The 19,941-nt window shown below is 73.0% G+C and carries 21 protein-coding genes; 5 read left to right on the forward strand and 16 right to left on the reverse strand.

The genetic code is table 11. The annotated features are described in order from the left end of the window. Positions 1-18 precede the first annotated feature (18 nt). Positions 19-1,374 carry an MFS transporter gene (locus ACLJQM_RS12345; protein ID WP_410631287.1) on the forward strand — a complete coding sequence of 452 codons (1,356 nt, stop codon included), beginning with the start codon at positions 19-21 and terminating at the stop codon, positions 1,372-1,374. Continuing rightward, on the forward strand, positions 1,371-2,132 hold the full coding sequence (locus tag ACLJQM_RS12350) for an N-acyl homoserine lactonase family protein (protein ID WP_410631288.1): 762 nt from the start codon (positions 1,371-1,373) through the stop codon (positions 2,130-2,132). The genes ACLJQM_RS12345 and ACLJQM_RS12350 overlap by 4 nt, the downstream gene beginning before the upstream one ends. On the opposite strand, the gene ACLJQM_RS12355 is transcribed toward ACLJQM_RS12350, so the two are convergent. Next, positions 2,110-2,784: a TetR/AcrR family transcriptional regulator gene (locus ACLJQM_RS12355; protein WP_360781630.1), complete on the reverse strand. Its 675-nt coding sequence runs from the start codon at positions 2,782-2,784 to the stop codon at positions 2,110-2,112. The genes ACLJQM_RS12350 and ACLJQM_RS12355 overlap by 23 nt on opposite strands. 120 nt (positions 2,785-2,904) lie before the next feature. On the opposite strand from ACLJQM_RS12355, the gene ACLJQM_RS12360 reads away from it, so the two are divergent. Then, positions 2,905-3,837 carry a shikimate dehydrogenase gene (locus ACLJQM_RS12360; protein WP_410631376.1) on the forward strand — a complete coding sequence of 311 codons (933 nt, stop codon included), beginning with the start codon at positions 2,905-2,907 and terminating at the stop codon, positions 3,835-3,837. Continuing rightward, the gene (locus tag ACLJQM_RS12365; RefSeq protein ID WP_410631289.1) at positions 3,824-5,653 is read left to right on the forward strand and encodes a bifunctional sugar phosphate isomerase/epimerase/4-hydroxyphenylpyruvate dioxygenase family protein; all 1,830 of its coding nucleotides are present in this window, start codon (positions 3,824-3,826) and stop codon (positions 5,651-5,653) included. The genes ACLJQM_RS12360 and ACLJQM_RS12365 overlap by 14 nt, the downstream gene beginning before the upstream one ends. Before the next feature lie 102 nt (positions 5,654-5,755). On the opposite strand, the gene ACLJQM_RS12370 is transcribed toward ACLJQM_RS12365, so the two are convergent. Beyond that, a complete protein-coding gene (locus ACLJQM_RS12370) occupies positions 5,756-6,286 on the reverse strand; it encodes a TetR/AcrR family transcriptional regulator (RefSeq protein WP_410631290.1) in 531 nt (176 codons plus the stop codon). An 89-nt stretch (positions 6,287-6,375) separates the two neighbouring features. Here ACLJQM_RS12370 and ACLJQM_RS12375 point away from each other — a divergent pair, with 89 nt between their 5' ends. Beyond that, complete coding sequence (locus ACLJQM_RS12375; RefSeq protein WP_410631291.1) at positions 6,376-7,272, forward strand: TIGR03564 family F420-dependent LLM class oxidoreductase; 897 nt, start codon at positions 6,376-6,378, stop codon at positions 7,270-7,272. 4 nt (positions 7,273-7,276) lie between these two features. On the opposite strand, the gene ACLJQM_RS12380 is transcribed toward ACLJQM_RS12375, so the two are convergent. The 14 genes from ACLJQM_RS12380 to ACLJQM_RS12445 form a co-directional block, all read right to left on the reverse strand. Then, a complete protein-coding gene (locus tag ACLJQM_RS12380) occupies positions 7,277-7,762 on the reverse strand; it encodes a flavin reductase family protein (RefSeq protein ID WP_410631292.1) in 486 nt (161 codons plus the stop codon). Further along, positions 7,759-9,984 (reverse strand): molybdopterin-dependent oxidoreductase, encoded by a 2,226-nt coding sequence (locus ACLJQM_RS12385; RefSeq protein WP_410631293.1) that lies wholly within the window; start codon positions 9,982-9,984, stop codon positions 7,759-7,761. Before ACLJQM_RS12385 ends, ACLJQM_RS12380 begins: the two co-directional genes overlap by 4 nt. Continuing rightward, entirely contained in the window at positions 9,981-11,138 is a 1,158-nt protein-coding gene (locus ACLJQM_RS12390; protein ID WP_410631294.1) for an LLM class flavin-dependent oxidoreductase, read from the reverse strand. The genes ACLJQM_RS12385 and ACLJQM_RS12390 overlap by 4 nt, the downstream gene beginning before the upstream one ends. After that, positions 11,135-11,488 carry a 4Fe-4S binding protein gene (locus tag ACLJQM_RS12395; protein WP_410631295.1) on the reverse strand — a complete coding sequence of 118 codons (354 nt, stop codon included), beginning with the start codon at positions 11,486-11,488 and terminating at the stop codon, positions 11,135-11,137. The genes ACLJQM_RS12390 and ACLJQM_RS12395 overlap by 4 nt, the downstream gene beginning before the upstream one ends. Then, complete coding sequence (locus tag ACLJQM_RS12400; RefSeq protein ID WP_410631296.1) at positions 11,485-12,948, reverse strand: FAD-binding protein; 1,464 nt, start codon at positions 12,946-12,948, stop codon at positions 11,485-11,487. The genes ACLJQM_RS12395 and ACLJQM_RS12400 overlap by 4 nt, the downstream gene beginning before the upstream one ends. After that, positions 12,945-13,643 (reverse strand): ABC transporter ATP-binding protein, encoded by a 699-nt coding sequence (locus ACLJQM_RS12405; protein ID WP_410631297.1) that lies wholly within the window; start codon positions 13,641-13,643, stop codon positions 12,945-12,947. Before ACLJQM_RS12405 ends, ACLJQM_RS12400 begins: the two co-directional genes overlap by 4 nt. Further along, positions 13,640-14,608 (reverse strand): ABC transporter substrate-binding protein, encoded by a 969-nt coding sequence (locus tag ACLJQM_RS12410; protein ID WP_410631298.1) that lies wholly within the window; start codon positions 14,606-14,608, stop codon positions 13,640-13,642. Before ACLJQM_RS12410 ends, ACLJQM_RS12405 begins: the two co-directional genes overlap by 4 nt. A gap of 9 nt (positions 14,609-14,617) precedes the next feature. Next, positions 14,618-15,406: an ABC transporter permease subunit gene (locus ACLJQM_RS12415; RefSeq protein WP_360781611.1), complete on the reverse strand. Its 789-nt coding sequence runs from the start codon at positions 15,404-15,406 to the stop codon at positions 14,618-14,620. Next, the gene (locus ACLJQM_RS12420; RefSeq protein ID WP_410631299.1) at positions 15,403-16,371 is read right to left on the reverse strand and encodes an ABC transporter substrate-binding protein; all 969 of its coding nucleotides are present in this window, start codon (positions 16,369-16,371) and stop codon (positions 15,403-15,405) included. The genes ACLJQM_RS12415 and ACLJQM_RS12420 overlap by 4 nt, the downstream gene beginning before the upstream one ends. Before the next feature lie 101 nt (positions 16,372-16,472). Continuing rightward, positions 16,473-17,204 (reverse strand): DsbA family protein, encoded by a 732-nt coding sequence (locus tag ACLJQM_RS12425; protein WP_410631300.1) that lies wholly within the window; start codon positions 17,202-17,204, stop codon positions 16,473-16,475. A 3-nt stretch (positions 17,205-17,207) separates the two neighbouring features. Beyond that, a complete protein-coding gene (locus tag ACLJQM_RS12430; protein ID WP_247022503.1) occupies positions 17,208-17,636 on the reverse strand; it encodes a cupin domain-containing protein in 429 nt (142 codons plus the stop codon). Further along, entirely contained in the window at positions 17,633-18,064 is a 432-nt protein-coding gene (locus ACLJQM_RS12435) for an RrF2 family transcriptional regulator (protein ID WP_247022504.1), read from the reverse strand. The genes ACLJQM_RS12430 and ACLJQM_RS12435 overlap by 4 nt, the downstream gene beginning before the upstream one ends. Before the next feature lie 8 nt (positions 18,065-18,072). Next, positions 18,073-18,729, reverse strand: a complete 657-nt coding sequence (locus ACLJQM_RS12440; RefSeq protein ID WP_410631301.1) for an alpha/beta hydrolase — start codon at positions 18,727-18,729, stop codon at positions 18,073-18,075. After that, positions 18,726-19,835, reverse strand: a complete 1,110-nt coding sequence (locus tag ACLJQM_RS12445; RefSeq protein ID WP_360781601.1) for an LLM class flavin-dependent oxidoreductase — start codon at positions 19,833-19,835, stop codon at positions 18,726-18,728. Before ACLJQM_RS12445 ends, ACLJQM_RS12440 begins: the two co-directional genes overlap by 4 nt. Positions 19,836-19,941 lie beyond the last annotated feature (106 nt).

A 19,941-nucleotide genomic window follows, 5' to 3' on the forward strand; every position in this document is an offset into this window, starting at 1 on the left:
CCCGCGGAGGAGATTGACGTGACCGATCGTCCGGATGGCGCAGTGGGCGCCCCGCCCGCGGGCCGGCCCGCCAAGGCGGCCTTGGCCGCGTGGATCGGCAGCGCGCTCGAGTACTACGACTTCTTCATCTACGGCACGGCGGCCGCGCTGGTCTTCAACAAGATCTTCTTCCCGGCCTCCTCGCCCGCGACCGGCACGCTGCTGGCGCTCTCGACCTTCGGCGTCGGCTACGTGTCGCGGCCGCTCGGGGCGCTTTTGCTCGGGCACCTGGGGGACAAGTTCGGCCGCAAACGCGTGCTGCTGGCGACGTTGCTGCTGATGGGACTGTCCACTGTGCTCGTCGGCTGCCTGCCGGGCTACGGGACGCTGGGCGTGGCCGCGCCGATCCTGCTGGTCGCGCTGCGGTTGCTGCAGGGCCTGTCCGCCGGCGGGGAGCAGGCCAGCGCGAACTCCATGAGCCTCGAACACGCCCCCGAGCACCGGCGCGCGTACTACACGAGCTTCACCCTCAGCGGCACGCAAGCCGGGCAGATCCTGGCGACCGCGGTGTTCCTGCCGGTGGCCGCGTTGCCGCAGGAAGAGCTGCTGTCCTGGGGCTGGCGGGTGCCGTTCTGGCTCAGCGCCGTCGTGGTGCTGGTCGGGTACTACATCCGGCGTTCGCTGGAGGAGACGCCGGTGTTCCAGGAGGAGGTCGCGAGCGGCGAGGTGGTGAAGCTGCCGCTGGCCGTGCTGCTGCGCGACCACTGGGCCGACGTCCTGCGCGTGGTCGTGGCCGCCCTGATCGCTTCCGTCAGCACGATCTTCACCGTCTACGCGCTCAGCTACGCCGTGAACACGGTGGGCCTGAGCAAGACGCCGATGCTGTGGGTCGGCGTGCTGGCCAACGTCGCCGCCGTCGTCTCGATCCCCTTGTGGGCCAAGTTCTCCGACCGTTTCGGGCGCAAGAAGATCTTCATGGCCGGGTCGCTGGGCTGCGCGATCCTGATCTTCCCGTACCTGGGCGCCATCGCGGCCGGCAGCTACCTCTGGATCTTCGTCGTCGGCATCGGGATGTTCGGCATCGTCTACACGGCCACGAGCGCGGTGTGGCCGTCGTTCTACGGCGAGATGTTCCCCGCGCGGGTCCGCCTGTCGGGCACCGCGATCGGGACCCAGATCGGGTTCGCCATCAGCGGGTTCCTGCCGACCATCGCGGTCGGGGTCACCGGGACGGGCCACGGCGCGTGGGTGGGCGTCGCCGTCTTCACCGCGGCGCTGTGCCTGGTCAACGTGATCGCCGTGGCCACCGGGAAGGAGACCTTCCGGGTGCCGACCGCGCGGCTGGGCCTCAAGGACCCGGCACCCGAGCGGAGCGGGGCCGGCGTCCCGCGGTGAGCGGCTTCGAGGTCTACGCGCTCTGCTACGGACGGCGGACCGGGTACCGCGGCGAGCACTTCCTGGGCCACGGCCGGGATTCCGCGGAACCCCACCCGACCGCCTACTACGTCTGGCTGGCGGTGTCGCCGAAGCACACGGTGCTCGTCGACGCGGGCATCCGGGCCGAACGCGCGCGGGAGGTGGCCGGGCTCGAGTACGTCGAGCCCGGCCGGCTGCTCGCCGAACTCGGGGCGACGCCGGACATCGTCGTCCTCACGCACCTGCACTACGACCACTGCGGCACGGTGGCCGACTTCCCCGGTGCGCGGTTCGTGGTCCAGCGGTCCGAAGTGGACTACTGGACCGGCCCGTGGGCCGAGCGGATCGAGCGGGAACGGTGGCTGCTCGACGAAGTCGCCCTCGACCACCTGCGGGCCGGGCCGCTCGACCTCGTCGACGGGGACGCCGAGGTGGTGCCCGGGCTCAGCGTCCACCTGGTCGGCGGGCACACCGCCGGGATGCAGGTCGTCCGCGTCGAGACGGCCGCCGGTCCGGTCGTGCTGGCCTCGGACGCCGCCCACTTCCACGAGAACCTCGACGACGACCGCCCGGCCCCGCTGCTGCACTCGATGACCGGCGTGTACGGCGCTTTCGACCGGGTTCGCGCGCTGGCCGGCACCGGTCCGGTCGTCCCGGGGCACGACCCGGAAGTGCTCACCCGGTACCCGCCGGTGGGGGACCGGATCGTCCGGCTCAGCGGGTCGTCAGGTAGCTGACCAGCATGTCGGCGACCATGCGGCGGTGGTGGTCGCGGTGGACGGGGTCCAGCATGTCGCGGTCGAAGATGGCGTTGAAGGTGTAGCGGTTCGCCGTCCGGAACACGCAGAACGCGCTGATGACCATGTGCACGTCGAGCGCGTCGACGTCGTCGCGGAACTGCCCGGCCGCCCGGCCGCGCTCGAGGATCCGGGTGAGCACGTCGAGGGCCGGGTTGGCCAGGTTGGACAGCGCGTTCGACCGGGCGATGTGCTCGGCGCGGTGGATGTTCTCGATGCTGACCAGCCGCACGAAGTCCGGGTGGGACTCGTGGTGGTCGAAGGTGAGCCCGGCGAGCTGCCGGATCGCCTCGGCGGGGTCGAGGTGGTCGACGTCGAGGTCCTGCTCCAGCGAGCGGATGACCGTGTACGCCCGTTCGAGCACCTCGACGAACAGCTGGTCCTTGTTGGTGAAGTAGTAGTAGATCATCCGCTTGGTGGTGCGGGTCTTCGCGGCGATCTCGTCCACGCGGGCGCCGTCGAAGCCCTTCTCGGCGAACTCGCGGGCGGCCGTGTCGAGGATTTCGGCACGCGTCCGGTCGGCGTCGCGGATGCGCTCGGGCCCGCGCTTCGCGGCGACGTTCGAAACCTCATCGGGCGATGGTGCTGCCACGGCCTTCCTTCCTCGCGCCGGCTGTTGTGCCCACTCTAGGGTGCCGCGGGCTCTTCACGGGGCCGACGCCATGAGGTACAAATAACGTACTGGTTCGTACATTAGGAGTGTCCGGTGTCCCTGCCTTCGGCCGTCGAGGCGATCCGCGTACACGCTGGGCGGGCGGCGCCGGGCACGCTGCTCACCGGGCTGATCGGCACGGGCATCGGGCCGTCGCTGAGCCCGCCGCTGCACGAGGCCGAGGCCCGCCGGCTCGGGCTGGCGCTGGGGTACGCGCGGTTCGACCTCGACGACCACGGGGTGCCCGCCACCGCCGTCGGCCCGATGCTGGCGGCGGCCCGGGACGCGGGGTACCGCGGGCTCAACATCACGCACCCGTGCAAACAGGTGGTGCTCGGGCACGTCGACGAGCTGTCGCCCGACGCCGCCGCGCTCGCCGCGGTCAACACCGTCGTGTTCCGCGACGGCCGGTCGATCGGGCACAACACCGACTGGTCCGGCTTCGCCAGCGGCCTGCGGACCGGGCTGCCCGACGCGCCCCTCGGGTCCGTCGTGGTGCTCGGCGCGGGCGGGGCCGGCGCCGCGGTGGCGTACGGCTTGCTCACCGCCGGCACGGCTCGAATCCACGTCTTCGACCTGGACACCGGGCGGGCCCGCGAACTCGCCGCCACGCTCGCGGGCCGCTTCGGGACCGGCCGCGCGGCGGCCGGGACGGACCTCTCGGCGGCCGTCGGCGCCGCGGACGGGTTCGTGCACGCCACCCCGACCGGGATGGCCGCCCACCCGGGGCTGCCGCTGCCCGCCGAACTGCTGCGGCCCGGCCTGTGGGTCGCCGAGGTGGTCTACCGCCCGCTCGAAACCGAGCTGGTCCGGGCCGCCCGCGCGGTCGGCGCGCGGGTGCTCGACGGCGGCCGCATGGCGGTGTTCCAGGCCGCGGAAGCGTTCCGCCTGTTCACCGGCGCGGAACCCGACGCCGGGCGGATGCTGCGCCACCTCGCGGTGCTCACCGGAAACCCACCCCTGGAAAGGCAACCCGCCGATGTCCTCGACTGAACCCCGCCGCTCGATCGCCACGGTCTGCCTGTCGGGGACCCTGGCGGACAAGCTGACCGCGGCCGCCCGCGCCGGGTTCGACGGGGTGGAGATCTTCGAGAACGACCTCATCGCCTCGTCGTGGTCGGCGAAGGAGATCAGCGAACACTGCGCCGAACTGGGGCTGTCGATCGACCTCTACCAGCCGTTCCGCGACTTCGAAGCCGTCCCGCCGGACGTGCTCGCGCGGAACCTCCGGCGCGCGGAGCTCAAGTTCGACGTCATGGAGCAGCTCGGTGCCGGCACGATGCTGGTGTGCTCGTCGGTGTCCCCGGACGCGGTCGACGACGACGAACTCGCGGCCGACCAACTGCACCTGCTCGCCGAGCGCGCCGCGGCCCGGGGGATCCGGATCGCCTACGAAGCCCTGGCGTGGGGCCGGTTCGTCAACACCTACGAGCACTCGTGGCGCATCGTGCGCCGCGCCGCCCACCCCGCGCTGGGGCTGTGCCTGGACAGCTTCCACATCCTGTCGCGGGGCAGCGACCCGGCCGCGATCCGCACGATCCCCGGGGAGAAGCTGTTCTTCCTGCAGCTGGCCGACGCGCCGCGGCTGCAGATGGACGTCCTGCAGTGGAGCAGGCATCACCGCCTCTTCCCCGGCCAGGGCGCGTTCGACCTGACCGCGTTCACCGGGAACGTGCTGGCGGCGGGCTACCGCGGACCGCTGTCGCTCGAGGTGTTCAACGACGTCTTCCGCCAGGCCGACCCGGCGCCGGCCGCCGTCGACGCGATGCGGTCCCTGCTCGCGCTGCAGGAAACCCTCGGTGTCACGGACGTCCCGCCCGCACCGGAGCTCGCCGGGCACGCGTTCGTCGAGCTGGCCGTCGACGACGTGTCGGAGCCCCGGCTCGCGGAGGCGCTGAGCGGCCTCGGGTTCGCCGAAACGGGCCGGCACCGGTCCAAGCCGGTCCGGTTGTGGCAGCAGGGTGACGCGCGGATCCTCTTGAACCGCACCGCTTCCGGCCAGCAGGGGAGTGCGTCCGTCGGCGCGGTCGCGGTGGAGAGCGCGGACCCGGTCGGCTCGGCCCGGCGGGCCCAGCGGCTGCTCGCCCCGCCCCTGCCGCGCGACCACCGCGCCGGCGAAGCCGACCTGTCGGCGATCGCCGCCCCGGACGGGACGTCGGTCTTCTTCTGCCGCACCGGCGCCGAAACCGGCGACAGCTGGCTGGGCGACTTCACCGTGACCGAGCCGGCCGGCCCGGGCACGGGCGTGACGAAGATCGACCACCTGGCGCTGGCCCAGCCGTTCGACCACTTCGACGAGGCGGCGCTGTTCTACCGCGCGGTGCTCGGCCTGGAGCCGGAGCCGGTGACGGAGTTCGCGGCGCCCTTCGGGCTGGTCCGCAGCCGCACGGTCGCCGACCCGTCCGGCCGGGTGCGCATCGCCCTCCAGTCGGCGTTGCTGCGCCGGGGCGACTGGGCGCCGAAAGTGCGGGAACCGCAGTGCGTCGCGTTGAGCACGGGCGACGCGCTGGCGAGCGCACGCCGGATGCGTGAGCGGGGCGCGCCGCTGCTGGAGATCCCGGGGAACTACTACGACGACCTCGACGCCCGGCTGGCACCGGAGCCCGCGCTGCTGGCCGCCCTGCGCGAGCAGTCGGTGCTCTACGACCGCGACGAGCACGGCGAACTGCTGCACTTCTTCACGGTGGTGCTGGGCGGCCGCGTGTTTTTCGAGGTGGTGCAACGGATCGGCGCGTACGCGGGCGACGGCGCCGCGAACTCCCCGGTCCGCATGGCCGCCCACCGGCGGCAGCGCGAAGCCGGCGCCTGAGTTCCGCGCGGACGCCGTCCGCGCGCCGGCCGTAACCCGCGTCCCCGAGCCGGTGCAGCAGGTCGTCGCGAGCCGGGTAGCCGGCCCGGCCACCGTGCTTCGCTAGCCCGGGCCGCGCCTGAGCCCGTCCAGCATGACGATCGTCAGGTAGTCGTCCGGGCGGGCGCCGGGGCGGCAGACGATCGTGCTCAGCAGCCGCTGGGCTTCCGGCAAGGGGATGTCCGCGCGCAGCGTGCCCTCCCGCTGGGCGCGCACGATGACGTCGGCCAGCAGCGAGTCGACCGTGTGCTCGAGCTCGGCCTGCGTCTCGTCCTCGGGCAGCAGCTCGGTCAACGACTTCGCCAGCGCCAAGGGCAGCGTCGCGCAGTGCCCGATGATCGCCAGCAGTTCCGCCCAGGCCGTCTCTTCGCGCTCGCGGGCCCCGCGCGCGAAGTCCGCCAAGTCGCGCAGGGCGCCGGCGCCGATTTCCCAGGCGAGGGCGCGGCGGTCGGGGAAGTGCCGGTACAGGGTTCCGACGCCGAGGCCGGCCGCGTCGGCGATCTCGCACATCGGCACGTCCGGTCCGCGCTCGGCGAACAGCCGCACCGCGTGCTCGACGATCCGCTCGCGGTTGCGCACGGCGTCCGCCCGCATGACCGGCCTCCTCCCAAAACGGAATCCTGGATTCATCTTATGCTACGTTCGCGGCACAAGGTGAATCTGATATTCCGGTTGGAGGCAGCATGCGGATCGGGCTCTACGCGACCGGTCAGGCGGGACTCGAGGGGATCGTCGAGGACATCGCGGCGGCGGAACGGCTGGGGCTGGACAGCGCGTTCCTCCCGCAGCTCACGGCGTGGGACGCGCTGACCGTCGCGGCGCTGGCCGGGCCGCGCGTGCCGCGGATCGGGCTGGGCACCGCGGTCGTGCGGACCTACGCCCAGCACCCGCTGGCACTGGCCGGCCAGGCGCTCACGGCGCAGGCGGCCACCGGCGGGCGGCTGACCCTGGGGATCGGGCCGAGCCACCGCGAGATCGTCGAGGGCGGCTACGGGCTCTCTTTCGACCGCCCGGCGCGGCACGTCCGCGAGTACCTCCAGGCGCTGCGGCCGTTGCTGCGCGGGGAAAGCACCGACTTCCGCGGCGAGACGCTCTCGGTGTCCGGGACGGTCGACGTGCCGGGCGCCGAGCCGCCGCCGGTGCTCGTGTCCGCGCTCGGCCCGGTGCTGCTCGGCATCGCGGGCGAGCTGGCCGACGGCACGGTCACCGTGTGGGCGGGACCGGAAGTGCTGGGCGAGTACGTGGTCCCGAAGATCACCGACGCCGCGAAGCGCGCCGGGCGGCCGGCTCCGCGGGTGGTCGCGTCGGCGATGCTGTCGGTGACGGCGGACCCGGACCGGGTCCGGGCCGACATCCGCGGCCGGTTCGGTGCGGCGGGGGAGTTCGCGAGCTACCGGCGACTGCTGCGGCAGCAGGGTAAGGCCGGGCTCGAAGACACCGTGGCGGCCGGTGACGAGGACTTCGTGGCCGCCACGGTCGCCCGGTTCGCCGCGGCGGGCGTGACCGACCTGCTGGTCAGCCCGGTCGGCACCGACGAGGAGCGGGAGCGGACGCTGGCGTTCGCCGCCCGCCTGCGCTGAGCTTTCACACCGCGGCGAGCCGGCGGAAGCGGCTGCCGTGGAAGACCAGGGGCGGGGTCTCCGCCGTGTGCAGGCCGTGGATCCGCAGCAGCGCGATCAGGTGGTCACCGGCGGGCACCTCTTCCTCCAGCGAACATTCGAGCAGGGCGCTCGACCCGGTGATGAACACGCCGCCGTCCGGGCCGGGCTGCCACGGGATGCCGCGGAACCGGTCGCCCCGCGACGACAGCCGGCGGCAGGCGTCGTCCTGTCCCTCGGCCAGGACGCTCAGGCCGAGCCGCCGGTCGCGCAGCCGCGGCCACGTCGACGACGTGCGCTGGATGCACAGCGACACCAGCGGCGGGGCCAGCGAAACCGACGTGAACGAACTCGCGGCCATCCCGTGCGGGACGCCGTCGATGAGGGCGCACACCGCGGTGACGCCGGACGGGAAGCAGCCGAAGGCTTCGCGCAACCGGCTTTCGGACGTCACGGGCTGCAAGGCGATCATCGGTGGCCTCTCACGATCGGGGGACGCAGGACACTCACTTCCGGGACCGGGCCGTCGAAGAGCTCGACGTCGACGGCCGCGTGCTGGCCCGCGCAGCCCTGCGACAGGCGGGACGACGGGATGTCGGCGGTCAGGACGTTCGGGTTGCCGTGCGCGCACAGCGGGCCGGTCGGGTGGTCCTCGACCGGGTCGAACCAGGCACCGGTCGGGAGCTGGACGACGCCGGGCCGGAGCGCGTCGTCGAGGACCGCGCCCGCCAGGCACGCGCCGCGCGCGTTGAACACCCGGACGACGTCGCCGGTCGCGATGCCGCGGGCCGCCGCGTCGGCCGGGTTCAGCCGGATCCGCTCGCGGCCCGCCACCTTGCCCGCGCGGCTGGTGTCGCCGGCGTCGAGCTGGCTGTGCAGGCGGGTGTGCGGCTGGTTCGCGATCAGCCACAGCGGCCCGGTTTCGCCCGGGGGCAACCAGACGGGGTGCCCGGGGCAGTCGGGGTAGCCGAAGCTCGCGACGGTCGCCGACGTGATTTCGATGCGTCCGCTCGGGGTGTGCAGGGGGTGGGCGGCCGGGTCCGCGCGGAAGTCCGCGAACAGCGTGTGGTGCTCGCGCCCGGGCGGCAGGCGCAGCCCGCCGTCGGCCCAGAACTGCGCGAACGACGGTGTCTCGCGCCAGCCGGCGTAGAGGTGCTCCAGCCACTGCCGGGCCGTGCGACCTTCGGTGAACTCCGCTTCGACGCCGAGGCGGCGGGCCAGCGCGGCGAAGATCGAGTAGTCGTCCCGCGCTTCCCCGGCGGGCGAAGCGATCCGGTGCATGGCGATCACGTGGGTGTCGCGGCGGCCGGAGCCGATGTCCTCGCGTTCCAGCGCGGTCGTCGCGGGCAGCACGATGTCGGCGTGCCGCGCGGTGGCCGTCCAGTGCGGTTCGTGGACGATCACCGTGTCCGGGCGGGTGAACGCGCGGCGGAGGCGGTTGAGGTCCTGGTGGTGGTGGAACGGGTTGCCGCCTGCCCAGTGGACGAGCCGGACGTCGGGGTAGCGGCGGACCTCGCCGTCGTAGTCGTAGGACTCGCCGGGGTGCAGCAGCAGGTCGGCGATCCGCGCGACCGGGATGAACTCGCGCACCGGGTTGCCGCCTTGGGGCAGGTACGGGATCCGCAGCTCCGGCCCGGTGTCGCCGACGTCGCCCATCGAGCCGTAGCCGTGGCCGAACCCGCCGCCGGGCAGGCCGATCTGCCCCAGCATCGCCGCCAGCGCGATGCCCGCCCACACCGGCTGCTCGCCGTGTTCGGTGCGCTGCAGGGACCACGTCACCGTGATCAGCGTCCGCTTCGCGGCCATCTCGCGGGCCAGCGCGACGATGTCGGCCGCCGGGATGCCGGTGAGCTCCGCCGCCCAAGCCGGGTCCTTGTCGAGCAGGTAGCGCTCGAACTCCGCGTAGCCGATGCAGTACCGGTCGAGAAAAGCCTTGTCGTGCTGGCCTTCGACGACGAGGGTGTGCGCGAGGGCGAGCATCAGCGCGGTGTCGGTCGCGGGCCGCACCGGGTACCACCGTGCGTCCACTGTGGACGGCAGGTCGTCGCGCAGCGGGCTGACGAGCGCGACGCTGCCGGCGTACCGCGCCAGGTGACCGGGTGTGCCGTGGATCGTGACGCCGCCGGGCGTGACGAAGACGTTCTTCTCGGGCACGCCGCCGAACGCGACGATCAGCTCGGTGTGCTCGAGGATCGTCGGCCAGGTCGACGCCTGCCGCAGCACGGCGTGGGTGTCGCCGACCACGTGCGGTAGCAGCACCGACGACGTCCCGTTGCTGTAGGTGTTGCGCGAAGACGTGAAGCCGCCGATGGTGTTCAGGAACCGGTGCAGCTGGCTCTGCGCGTGGTGGAACCGCCCGGCGCTCGCCCAGCCGTACGAGCCGCCGAAGATCGCCTGGTTGCCGTGCCGGGTGCGGACGCGGTCGAGCTCGGCGGCCACCCGGTCGAGCACCTCGTCCCACGGCACCTCGACGAACTCGTCGCGGCCCCGGCGCTCGTCCGGGCCCGGGCCGTCGTCGAGCCAGCCGCGGCGCACCGCCGGCCGGGCCACCCGGGTCGGGTGGTCCAGCGCGGCGGCGAGGTTGCCCAGCAGCGGCGACGGCGCCGGGTCGGCCGGGTGCGGCTCGACCCGGAGCCGGCCGTCGGCGTCGACCTCGGCGGAGAAGGCGCCCCAGTGGGAAGTGCTCGGCTTCATGCCCCGACGGTACTGTGCTGATCGTTACCCATCCGACCACAGTCACGGCCGAATGACTTCGTGGCAACGGTTGCGTGGCGCGCGGGGGTCGGCCTGCCTTTGGCCGGATCGGTAGCGTCCGCGCGCTCCCGGACCAGCCGGACGAGCGTGCCGTAGTCGCGGGCGTCGGCCAGCGGCGAGAACCCGCGGATCAGCAGCGTGCCGACGCCGAGCCGGACGTAGTCGAGCAGCGAGTCGGCGACCTGCTCGTAGCTGCCGACCAGCGCGGTGGAGTTCCCGGCCGCGCCGGTCGTCTTCGCGACCGCCGTCCACAGGCGTTCGTCGACGACGTCACCGGTCGCGGCGGCCTCGAGCAGGCGTCGCGACCCGACGGCCTCGGTCGAGTCGCGACGGCCCTTGAACTCGCCGACGCGGTCCTGGGTCAGCCGCAGGACGTCCCGGGCCCGCTCCCACGCCTCGGCTTCGGTGGCCGCCGGGATCGGCCGCAGGCTGACGCTGAACGCGACGTCCCGCCCGGCCGCGGCCGCCCGGACCTGGTCGATCCGCTCGGCGATCCCGGCCAGCGGCTCGCCCCAGAACGCGTAGACGTCGGCGTGCTTGCCCCCGACCCGGATCGCGTCGGTCGAGGCGCCGCCGAAGTAGACCGGGATCGGGCGCTCGGGACGGACGTCCGAGAGCGCGCCGCGGACCCGGTAGAACTCGCCGTCGTGGTCGAACGGCTCGGCCGACTCCCACGTCCGGCGCACCACGGAGAGGAAGTCGTCGGTGCGCCGGTAGCGGGTGGGCTTGTCGGTGAAGTCGCCGTCGCGGGCCTGGTCGGCGTCGTCACCACCGGTGATCACGTGCAGCGCGACCCGCCCGGGGTGGAACGCGTCGAGCGTGGCGAACTTCCGGGCCAGCTGCGTGGGCGCGACGAACCCGGGCCGGTGGGCGAGCAGAACACCGAGCCGTTCGGTGGCGGCGAGCACCTGATCGGCGAGCACGAACCCGTCGGGGCTGCTCGCGGACTGGGCGATGAGCACGCGGTCGAACCCGGCTTGTTCGTGTGTGCGGGCGATTTCGCGCAGGTAGTGGGGTTGGATGGTGGGGCCGTCGGGTGCGATGGTTTCGCTGGTTTGGCGGCCGGCGGCGTAGCCGATGAATTCGAGGGTCACGGGGTCTCCTGTCCCAGGGCGCGGGCGGCGGCGAAGATGTCGCTCATCCGCCAGCTCTCGTTCGGGTGGGTGCGGCGCGCCCGGCCCCAGCCGGAGTCGCGCCGGTACTGCGCCGGCCAGTCCGTGGCGCGGACGGCCGTTTCGTCGACGCCGACGGGGGTGCGGCAGTCCGGGTCGACGAACAGCGCGTCGACCGGGCAGTACAGCTCGCACAGGAAGCACGTCTGGCAGTCGCTCTGCCGCGCGATGACCGGCGGGGCGTCCGGTACCGCGTCGAAGACGTCGCTGGGACACACCTGGACGCACTTGTCGCAGGCGATGCAGCGGTCGGCGAGGACCAGTTCGATCACGCGGCGGCCTCCTTTCCGTCGATGCGCCAGTGCATGCCGAGGGTTTCCCGCCGGTGCAGCGCCGCCTCCTTGACCCAGCGGCCCATGGCGACCAATGACGCGGTCTCCCGCGCGGTCACCGCGTCCCGACCGGTGCCGGTCAAGCTGCCTTCGACCTCCGTCCACAGGGAATCCAATGTGGACGAGGAGGCGCGCAGGCCCGGCTCGTTCCGGAACATGTTCTTGTCGTAGGCGTTCAGCTCCTCACGGACGACATCGACGACCGCGGTGGTGTCCACTGTGGCCGCCCGTCCGCTGGGCCGGATCCCGGCGCGGCCGGCCGGGTGCAGGGGTGCCGGGCCGGCCGAGCGGGCGTGCTTCACCGCCGCGCGGCCGGCCCAGGTGCCCGACGAGACCGCCCACGCGGAGTTCGGTGAGCCGCCGCCGGAGATCGCGCCGACCACCGGTACCCGGCTCGCGACGTCGCCCGCGGCGAACAGGCCCGGCACGTCGGTGGCGCAGTCCGGGGCCGAGACGGTGAGGCCGCCGACGCCGCGGATCGTGCCTTCGCCGAGGAGGGTGACCTCGAACCGGTCGGTGTAGGGGTCGAGGCCGCGGCGGGTGAACGGCAGCAGGAAGTTCGGCTGGACCACCGGCATCTTCCGGCGCACCCACTCCGGCGCGCGGTCGAGGGTGGTGAACACCGGCCCGCGCAGCAGCGCCGCGCCGAGGACGCGGTTGCGGTCCGGCCCGGACGGCAGTTCGAGCTCGCGGCCGTCGGCGTCGGTGTAGGTGCCGAACAGGTACGACATCGACCGCGCCATCGTCGAGAAGGCCGGGGCGAGCGTGTAGTAGTTCGAGAACTCCATGCCCGAGAGCCGGGCACCCGCTTCGACGGCCATCAGGTGGCCGTCGCCGGTGTTGCCGCGCGAGCCGAGCAGGTGCGAGCGGAACGCCGTCCCGCCGGTCGCCAGCACGACCGCCCCCGCGTGGACCCGCCAGCTTCCGCCGGCCTGGCGGCGGACGCCGGCCGCGCCGCCCGCCGAGCCGTCCGGCCGCAGCAGCAGCTCCAGCGCCGGGTGGTGGTCGAGGATCCGGACGCCGGCGCGGTGGACCAGGCCGCGCATCGCGCGCAGGTACTCCGGGCCGCGCACGTTGTGGGTGCGGTCGGGTTCGCCGCCGCGGACCGGGAACGGGTAGTACCTGTCCAATGTGGGTAGTCGCTCCCACGTCGTGCGCAGGACCCGCAGAGCCTGTTCGGGATCCGCGAGCCCGCCGGCGTGCGCGTGCCGCTCGGCGACCGCCTGTTCGTGGCGATCGGGCGGCACGAACCAGTGCGTGACCCCGGCGGTCGCGGTGACGCCGCTGGTGCCGCAGTAGCCCTTGTCCACGAGCACGACGTCGCCGCCGGCCTGGGCCGCGGCCAAGGCGGTCCAGGTCGCGGCGAGGCCGCCGCCGATGACGAGCACGTCGGCGTTCACCGGGTCCCGGCCAGTTCGGCGACGCCGAGTTCGGCGAGCAGGCGGTGGCGCAGCTCCTCGAACTCGGGGTTGCGGCGGCTGCGTTCGCCCTCGAAGGTCACGCGGTGCTCGGCGGCGAGCCGGCCGGACCGCATCGCGACCACGCGGTCGGCGAGGAGAATGGCCTCGTCGACGTCGTGGGTGACGAGCAGGACGGCCGGGCGGTGCGCCGCCACGAGCTGCCGGACCAGCGCGTGCATCTTGATCCGGGTCAGGGCGTCGAGCGCGGCGAAGGGTTCGTCGAGCAGCAGGAGCCGCGGCTCGCGCACCAGCGCCCGGGCGAGCGCGACGCGCTGGGCCTCGCCGCCGGAGAGCGTCACGGGCCAGGCGTCGAGGTGCCCGGCCAGGCCGACCTCGGTCAGCGCCCGGGCGGCGGCCTCGCGGGGGAGCCCGAGCGCGACGTTCCGCCACACCCGCCGCCACGGCAGCAGCCGGTGCTCCTGGAAGACCACCATCCGCTCGGGCGGGGCCGCCAGGTCGCCGCCGTCGGGCCGGTCGAGCCCGGCGAGCAGCCGCAGCAACGTCGTCTTGCCGCACCCGCTTTCGCCGATGAGCGCGACGAACTCGCCGGGCGCGATGTCGAGGTCGAGTCCACTCAGGACGGTCCGGTCGCCGAAGCGCTTGGCGAGCCCGCGCACGCGCACGGCGGTGCTCACAGCTTCACCGCGTGGTCGGCGACGGTGATCGGGCCGCTGAGGATCTTGCGCTGGGTGAGCCAGTCGGCGCCGCGCTGCAGCTGGGCGATCCCGGCGTCGTCGATCAGCGCCAGCTTGGTCCGCACGTTCTTCGCGGCCATCTTGTCCAGCACGGCCTGCGGGTAGTGCGAGACGGCATTGCCGATGTCGAGGGACTCCTGGTAGTGCTGGTTCTGCCAGTCGTAGTCGGCCTGGAACGCGGCGACGACCTTGCGGATCGTGTCGGCGTTCTGCTCGGCGTAGTCGCGGCGGACGAGGAAGCTGGTGAAGTCGATCTGGAAGTCCAGCTCGTCGCCGTCGACGAAGATGGGCTTGGCGCCGTACTGCACCTCGGCGATCTCGCGGAAGCCCTGCCAGATGGCCCAGGCGTCGATCTTCCCGGCGCCGAACGCGGCGGACGCCTCGGGCGGGTTGAGGTAGGTGACCTTCACCGATTCGCGCGGTACGTGGTACTTCTCCAGCGCGGCGACGAGCAGGAACTCGCCGAGTCCGGCCTTGTTGACCGCGACGGTCTTGCCCACGAGGTCGGTGACCTTCGTGATGCCGGTGTGCGCGCCGGCGACGATCGCGGTGGTGCGCGGGGTGGAGGTCGCCCACGCGACGTAGACGAGGTCGGCGCCGGAGAGGATCGCCTGGTCGGCCGGGGTGGTGCTGCCGCCGAAGCTGAAGTCGGCGGTGCCGCCGACGACGGCCTGCAGCGTGGGCGCGTGGTTGGGGAACGGGCCGACCCATTCCACAGTGATGTCCTGCTCCTTGAGCGTCTTTTCGAGCACCCCGCGGGACTTCGGGACGGAGATGGTGCTGTAGGTCAGGCGCACCTTGCCCTGGGTGGCGCCGCCGGCCGAGCCGGTGGCGCACGCGGCGAGCGGCGCGGCCAGCGCGGTGAGCCCGGCAGCGGTCAGGAACGTGCGTCTCGAGAATGTCATGGGGTTTCCTCAGGCGTTCAGACGGGCGTAGGTGGGGTGCCAGCGCAGCAGGCGGCGTTCGAGGAGCCGGGTGACGAGGTCGCAGAGGATCCCGATCACGGCGTAGATGAGCACGACCAGGACGATGACGTCGGTCTGCAGGAATTCGCGGGCGTTGGTGGCCATGAACCCCAGCCCCGCGTCCGCGCCGAGGGTTTCGGCGATGACGAGGGCGAGCCAGGCCGCGGTGAGGGAGAGCCGGAGGCCGCCGAGGATCGAAGGCAGCGCGCCCGGCAGCACCACCCACCGGATCTGCGCTGTCCGGCCGAGCCCGACGACGTCGGTCATCTCCAGCAGCTTGGGGTCGATCTGCCGGATGCCGAGCACGGTGGTCAGGTAGAGCGGGACGGCGGTGCCCAGCGAGATCAGGAAGATCTTCCCGGCCTCCCCGATCCCGAACCAGACGATGACCAGCGGCAGGATGGCCAGGAACGGCACCGCGCGCACCATCTGGATGCTGCGGTCCAGCACGGCTTCGGCCACTTTGGACAGTCCGACCAGCAGTCCGGTCCCGAGTCCGATGGCCGCGCCGAGCACGAACCCGGTCGCCGAGCGCTGGAGGCTGGCCAGCAGGTTGGTCACCAGCTCGCCGTCGGCCAGCAGTTCGCCGGCCTTGGCCAGCACGCTGCTGGGCGCGGGCAGGACCTGCTCGGGCAGGATCCCGGTCCTGGCCAGCAGTTCCCAGAGCGCGAGCAGGGCCACCGGCGTCAGCCAGGAGACCGCCCGGTACGGGAACCGGAACTCGCGGGCCGGGGTCACCGCGGATCGAGTCCGGAGTCGATGTACTCGGTCAGCTTCTTGCCGCCGGGGAACAGGCCTTGCTGCACCCAGGTGTCGTAGGTCTTCTGCAGCTGGGCCGCGAGCGCGGCATCGACCGGGATGCGCTGGTACGTCGTCTCGTCCGGGCGGACCTGCGCGGCGATCGCCAGCGGCTGGTGCGCGAACCCGGCGTACCACTTGTCGAACGCGTCGGGGTTGTCCTTGGACCAGGCGTAACTCTTGTCGACGCGGCTCGCGAAGTCCTGGATGGCGGTGCGCTTGCGCGGGTCGCCCAGTGCCTTGTCGGTCGCCGAAAGGACGTTGAGGCCGGAGTTAATGCCCGCGCCGTCGGACAGCACGCGGGCACCGAGTTCGCCGCGGGCGCGGGCCGCGTAGACGCTCCACGTGGCCCAGGCGTCGATGTTGCCGGTGGAGAAGGCGCCGTTCGCCTCGGACGGGGCGAGGAAGTTGAGCGTGACGTCCTTGTCCGACAACCCGGCCTGCTTGAGCGCGCCGATCACCAGGTAGTGCGCGACGCTGCCGCGGGTGGTCGGCGAGATCCGCTTGCCCTTGAGGTCGGCGACCGTGCGGGCCGGGCTGTCCTTCGGCACCAGGAGGTAGGTGCCCTTGCCACCGTTGCTCCAGGCCGCGGCGACCTTGATCTTCGAGCCGCCGGCGATCGCGGTCACGGTCGGGGAGTCGTTGGCGCCGCCGATGTCGATCGCGTCGGCGCGCAGGGCTTCGTGCAGGTTGACCGCGGCGGCGAACTGCGACCACTCGACCTGGTACGGCAGGTTGTCGAGCAGGCCCGCGGCCTTGAGCCGGGACTGCGTGGCGCCGGTCTGGTCGCCGACCCGCAGCACGACCTCGCCGGAAGCGTCCGAAGTGGACGATCCGCACGCCGTGAGCGTGGTGAGGCCGAGCAGCGCGGCCACGAGCAGGGCGAGCCGGGGTTTCGAGGGCATGCGGGAACTCCCCAATGCGAGTCAGGGTGCGGAGATTCGGTGACGGTGCCGGGCTAATCAGTCACCGGCATGTGTCTATTTTCCCCGGCGGGCGGGGAGAGTCAACGCCCGCGGCCGGGTTCCCACGAGCCGGGAAGGGTTCCACTGTGGACCGACGCGGCGCGCGCCGCGTCGAAGTACTCGCGCAGGGGACGCCAGCCGGGCACGACGAACCGGCCGCCGGGGCCGGTGAACGTCAGCGTCGGCAAGGCGTAGCGGACGTGGTGTTCGAGGTGTTTCGCGCGGCCGCTGTGCGGTCCAGGCGCGGTGATGTCGAGGACTTCCGGGCACGGGTTTCGCGTCTCACGCCAGTCTTCGCGCACGGCCCGGCGGACTTCGTCGCTCGCCATCGCCGTCCGCAACGCGGGGAGGTCGAGGCCCGGGACGCCGTCGACGGCGGAGAGCACGCGCTCGGGGTCGTCGGCCGGGGTGCCGAGCAGGAACGTCGTCTCGCGCAGCCGCTGCAGGACCCGGTCGGCCACGGCTTCCCCTTGCGCCTCGGCGGCCTTCGCGGCCAGGGAAGCGGGCCAGCTCGTCTTCGCCACCCAGGACAGGTGCGGCGGTTTCGGGGCGCCGGTGTGTTCGGTGACGCCGTCGATGAACTTCGCGTACCAGGCGGCTTCCGCGGCCGGGTCCGGCGCGGGGTCCTCGTCGTCGTCGAAGAGGATGCCGAACACCCGGCGCCACCGCACGGCCGGCAGTTCCGCTCGCAGCAGGCGGAACTTCGGCTCCGAACCCCACGCCCACGGGCACGCCGGGTCGGTGTACTCGACGACTTCGAGCGCCGGGCCCATACGTCAGTCCTCGGGCACGTCGACCGGGGACCAGAGACTCGGCAGGTTGACCACGATGCCTTCCTGGCTGCTGCGCGCGATGATCACGACCGCTTCTTCGTCGGTCGGGTTCTCCTCGCGGTGCGGCACGTAGGGCGGCACGAAGATGTAGTCACCGGGGCCGGTTTCGATGCGGACCTCTTCGTCGCCGTCGGCGAAGACGAACACCGGGTGCCCGGACTTGACGTAGATCGCGGTCTCGGCCTCGCCGTGGTGGTGGTCGCCCGAGTTGGTCACCGGCGCGACGTGCGTCTCGCCCATCCAGACCTTCGACGAGCCGACCGTCTTGCCGGAGATCGCCTCCAGCCGGGTCATCCCGGTCGTCTGGTTCGTGTCGCCGGTCAGGTCCGCGCCGCGGATGTGGCGCAGCGGCTGGTGCCAGAGGTCGGTCATGCCGGGGTGTCCTTTCGTCGGCCGGTGGCGGCACCGGTGAGCAGGTCGGCGAGCGTCGTCGCGCGCAGGATCGAGTCCAGGCCGGCCTCGACGCCGGACCAGAACGGGCCGAGCCCGGCGGCGGTGCCGTGGTAGGCGAGGGCGGGGCGCGGTTCGCCGCGGACGGAGAGGAACTCGCCGTCGACCGCCACGACGGCGTCCCGCACGGTGATCTCGGTGGCCGTCCTGGCCAGCCAGTAGCCGCCTTCGCAGCCGCGCTGGCTGCGGACCAGCCCGGCCTGGCGCAGGTCGCGCAGGACGGCCTTGATGAACCGCGCCGGGATGTCCTGGGTGGACGCGACGGCCTCGCAGGTGATCGGCCGCGTGGTGTCCGCGGCCAGCTCCAGCAGGACGCGGATCGCGTAGTCCGCCCGGGCCGAGATGCGCATACCCGCCATCATCCCCGGATCAGGGCCGGCGCGCCCGCTCCGGCCCGCAGCCACTCCAGGAACTGGACGATCTCGGCGGCGACGCTGCGGTGGTCGACGTCGTTGAGCACGTCGTGGCGGCCGCCGGAGACCAGCACGAACCGGGCGTCCGGGAGGTTCGCCGCGTATGCCCGGGCGGCCTCGGCGTCGGCGACCCGGTCGGCTTCGCCGTGCAGGACGAGGACCGGGACCGGGGGACGGGCGGACGACGTCCGTGCGGGCTCGCCGAGCTCGCCCCGGGCGAAGCGGTCGTCGGATTCGAGCAGCGCGCGGTGGACCGGGCAGGCGGTCCGGGCATCCAGCTCGTCCTCCCAGCCGCGCGGCGCGCCGAGGGGGAGCCCGCTGGCGACGACGGCGGCTACCGGCAGGGTCGAGGCGAGCTCGAGGGCCCGGGTGGCACCGGTGTCGTGGCCGAGCAGCACCACGGGCCCCGGGCCGGCGGCGACCTTCACCGGGACGCCGGGGTCCGGCACCGTGACGCGGTAGCCGTCGAACGCGAGCCGGGCGCCCAGCCGGGGGTAGGTCCCGGCGTGTTCGCCGCGGCCCGGCAGCACCAGCACCGTGCCGCGGACCGCGGCGCTCGCCGGCGGGCTCCAGCTCGCCGGGACGGGTGGGGCGAGCGTCATACGGCGGCCGCCGTGGCCGGTCGCCGGTCGCGGCGGGCGAGCTCGGCGCGGACCAGCGGCAGCAGGTGCCTGCCGTAGTCGATCGCGTCGTCGAGGGGGTCGTAGCCGCGGATCAGCAGGGTGGTGACACCGATGTCGACGTAGTCCAGCAACGCTTTCGCGACGGTTTCCGGCGTGCCGACCAGCGCGGTGGAGTTGCCGGCCGCGCCGGTGGCGGTGGCCGTGGGTGTCCACAGTGCACGGTCGTGGCGATCGGCCTTCGCGGCCGCGGCCAGCAGCCGGACGCTGCCGACGTTGGCCGGGGCGCCGCCGTCGCGCCACTCGCGGGCCGCCTTCGCCGCGCCGGACGCCGTGATCGTGTCGAGGATCCGCTGCGCGCGTTCCCAGGCGAGGTCCTCGGTGGGGCCGAGGATCGGGCGGAACGACACGCTGATCCCCGGCAGGGTGAGCCGGCCGGCGGCCTTGGCCGCGGCCCGGACGGCGGCGATCTGCTCGGCCGTTTCGGCCAGCGGCTCGCCCCAGAGCGCGAACACGTCGGCGTGCTTGCCGCCGACCCGGTAGGCGGCTTCCGAGGAACCACCGAAGTACACCGGGATCCGCGGGTTCTGCAGCGGCCGCACCTGCGGGGTGTAGCCGTCGAGGCGGTAGTGCTTGCCGTGGTGGGAAAAGGCGTCGCCGGAGGTCCAGGAGCGCTTGAGGATCTCCAGGTACTCGTCGGTGCGCTCGTAGCGCTCGTCCTTGCCGAGGTAGTCGCCGTCGCGGGCCTGCTCGACGTCGCTGCCGCCGGTGATGGTGTGCACCGCGACCCGGCCGCCGCTGAAGTGGTCGAGCGTCGCGAACGCCCGCGCGGCGAGCGTCGGTGCGACGAACCCGGGCCGGTGGGCGATGAGCAGGCCGAGCCGCTCGGTGTGCGCGGCGGCGTAGGCGGCGACCTGCTGGCCTTCGGGCCAGCCCGCGCCGTAGCCGATCAGCACGCGGTCGAAGCCGCCGTCCTCGTGGGCGCGGGCGAACCGCCGCACGTAACCGGGGTCGATCACCGGTCCTCTGGCCGGCCGGGTCTCGCTCGCGTCCCGCGTGCCGATCATGCCGACGAACTCGACGGACATCTGTTTTTCCTTTCGCCGCAACCCAAACGCCTTCGTAGCGAACGGCATCGGCCGCGGCGCTGTCAATTGGTCAGCTCCGGGTGTCCATTTGCTGGACGCGCTGGCC

The sequence above is a fragment of the Amycolatopsis sp. cmx-4-83 genome (assembly GCF_046548815.1).
GTDB lineage: Bacteria > Actinomycetota > Actinomycetes > Mycobacteriales > Pseudonocardiaceae > Amycolatopsis > Amycolatopsis pretoriensis_A.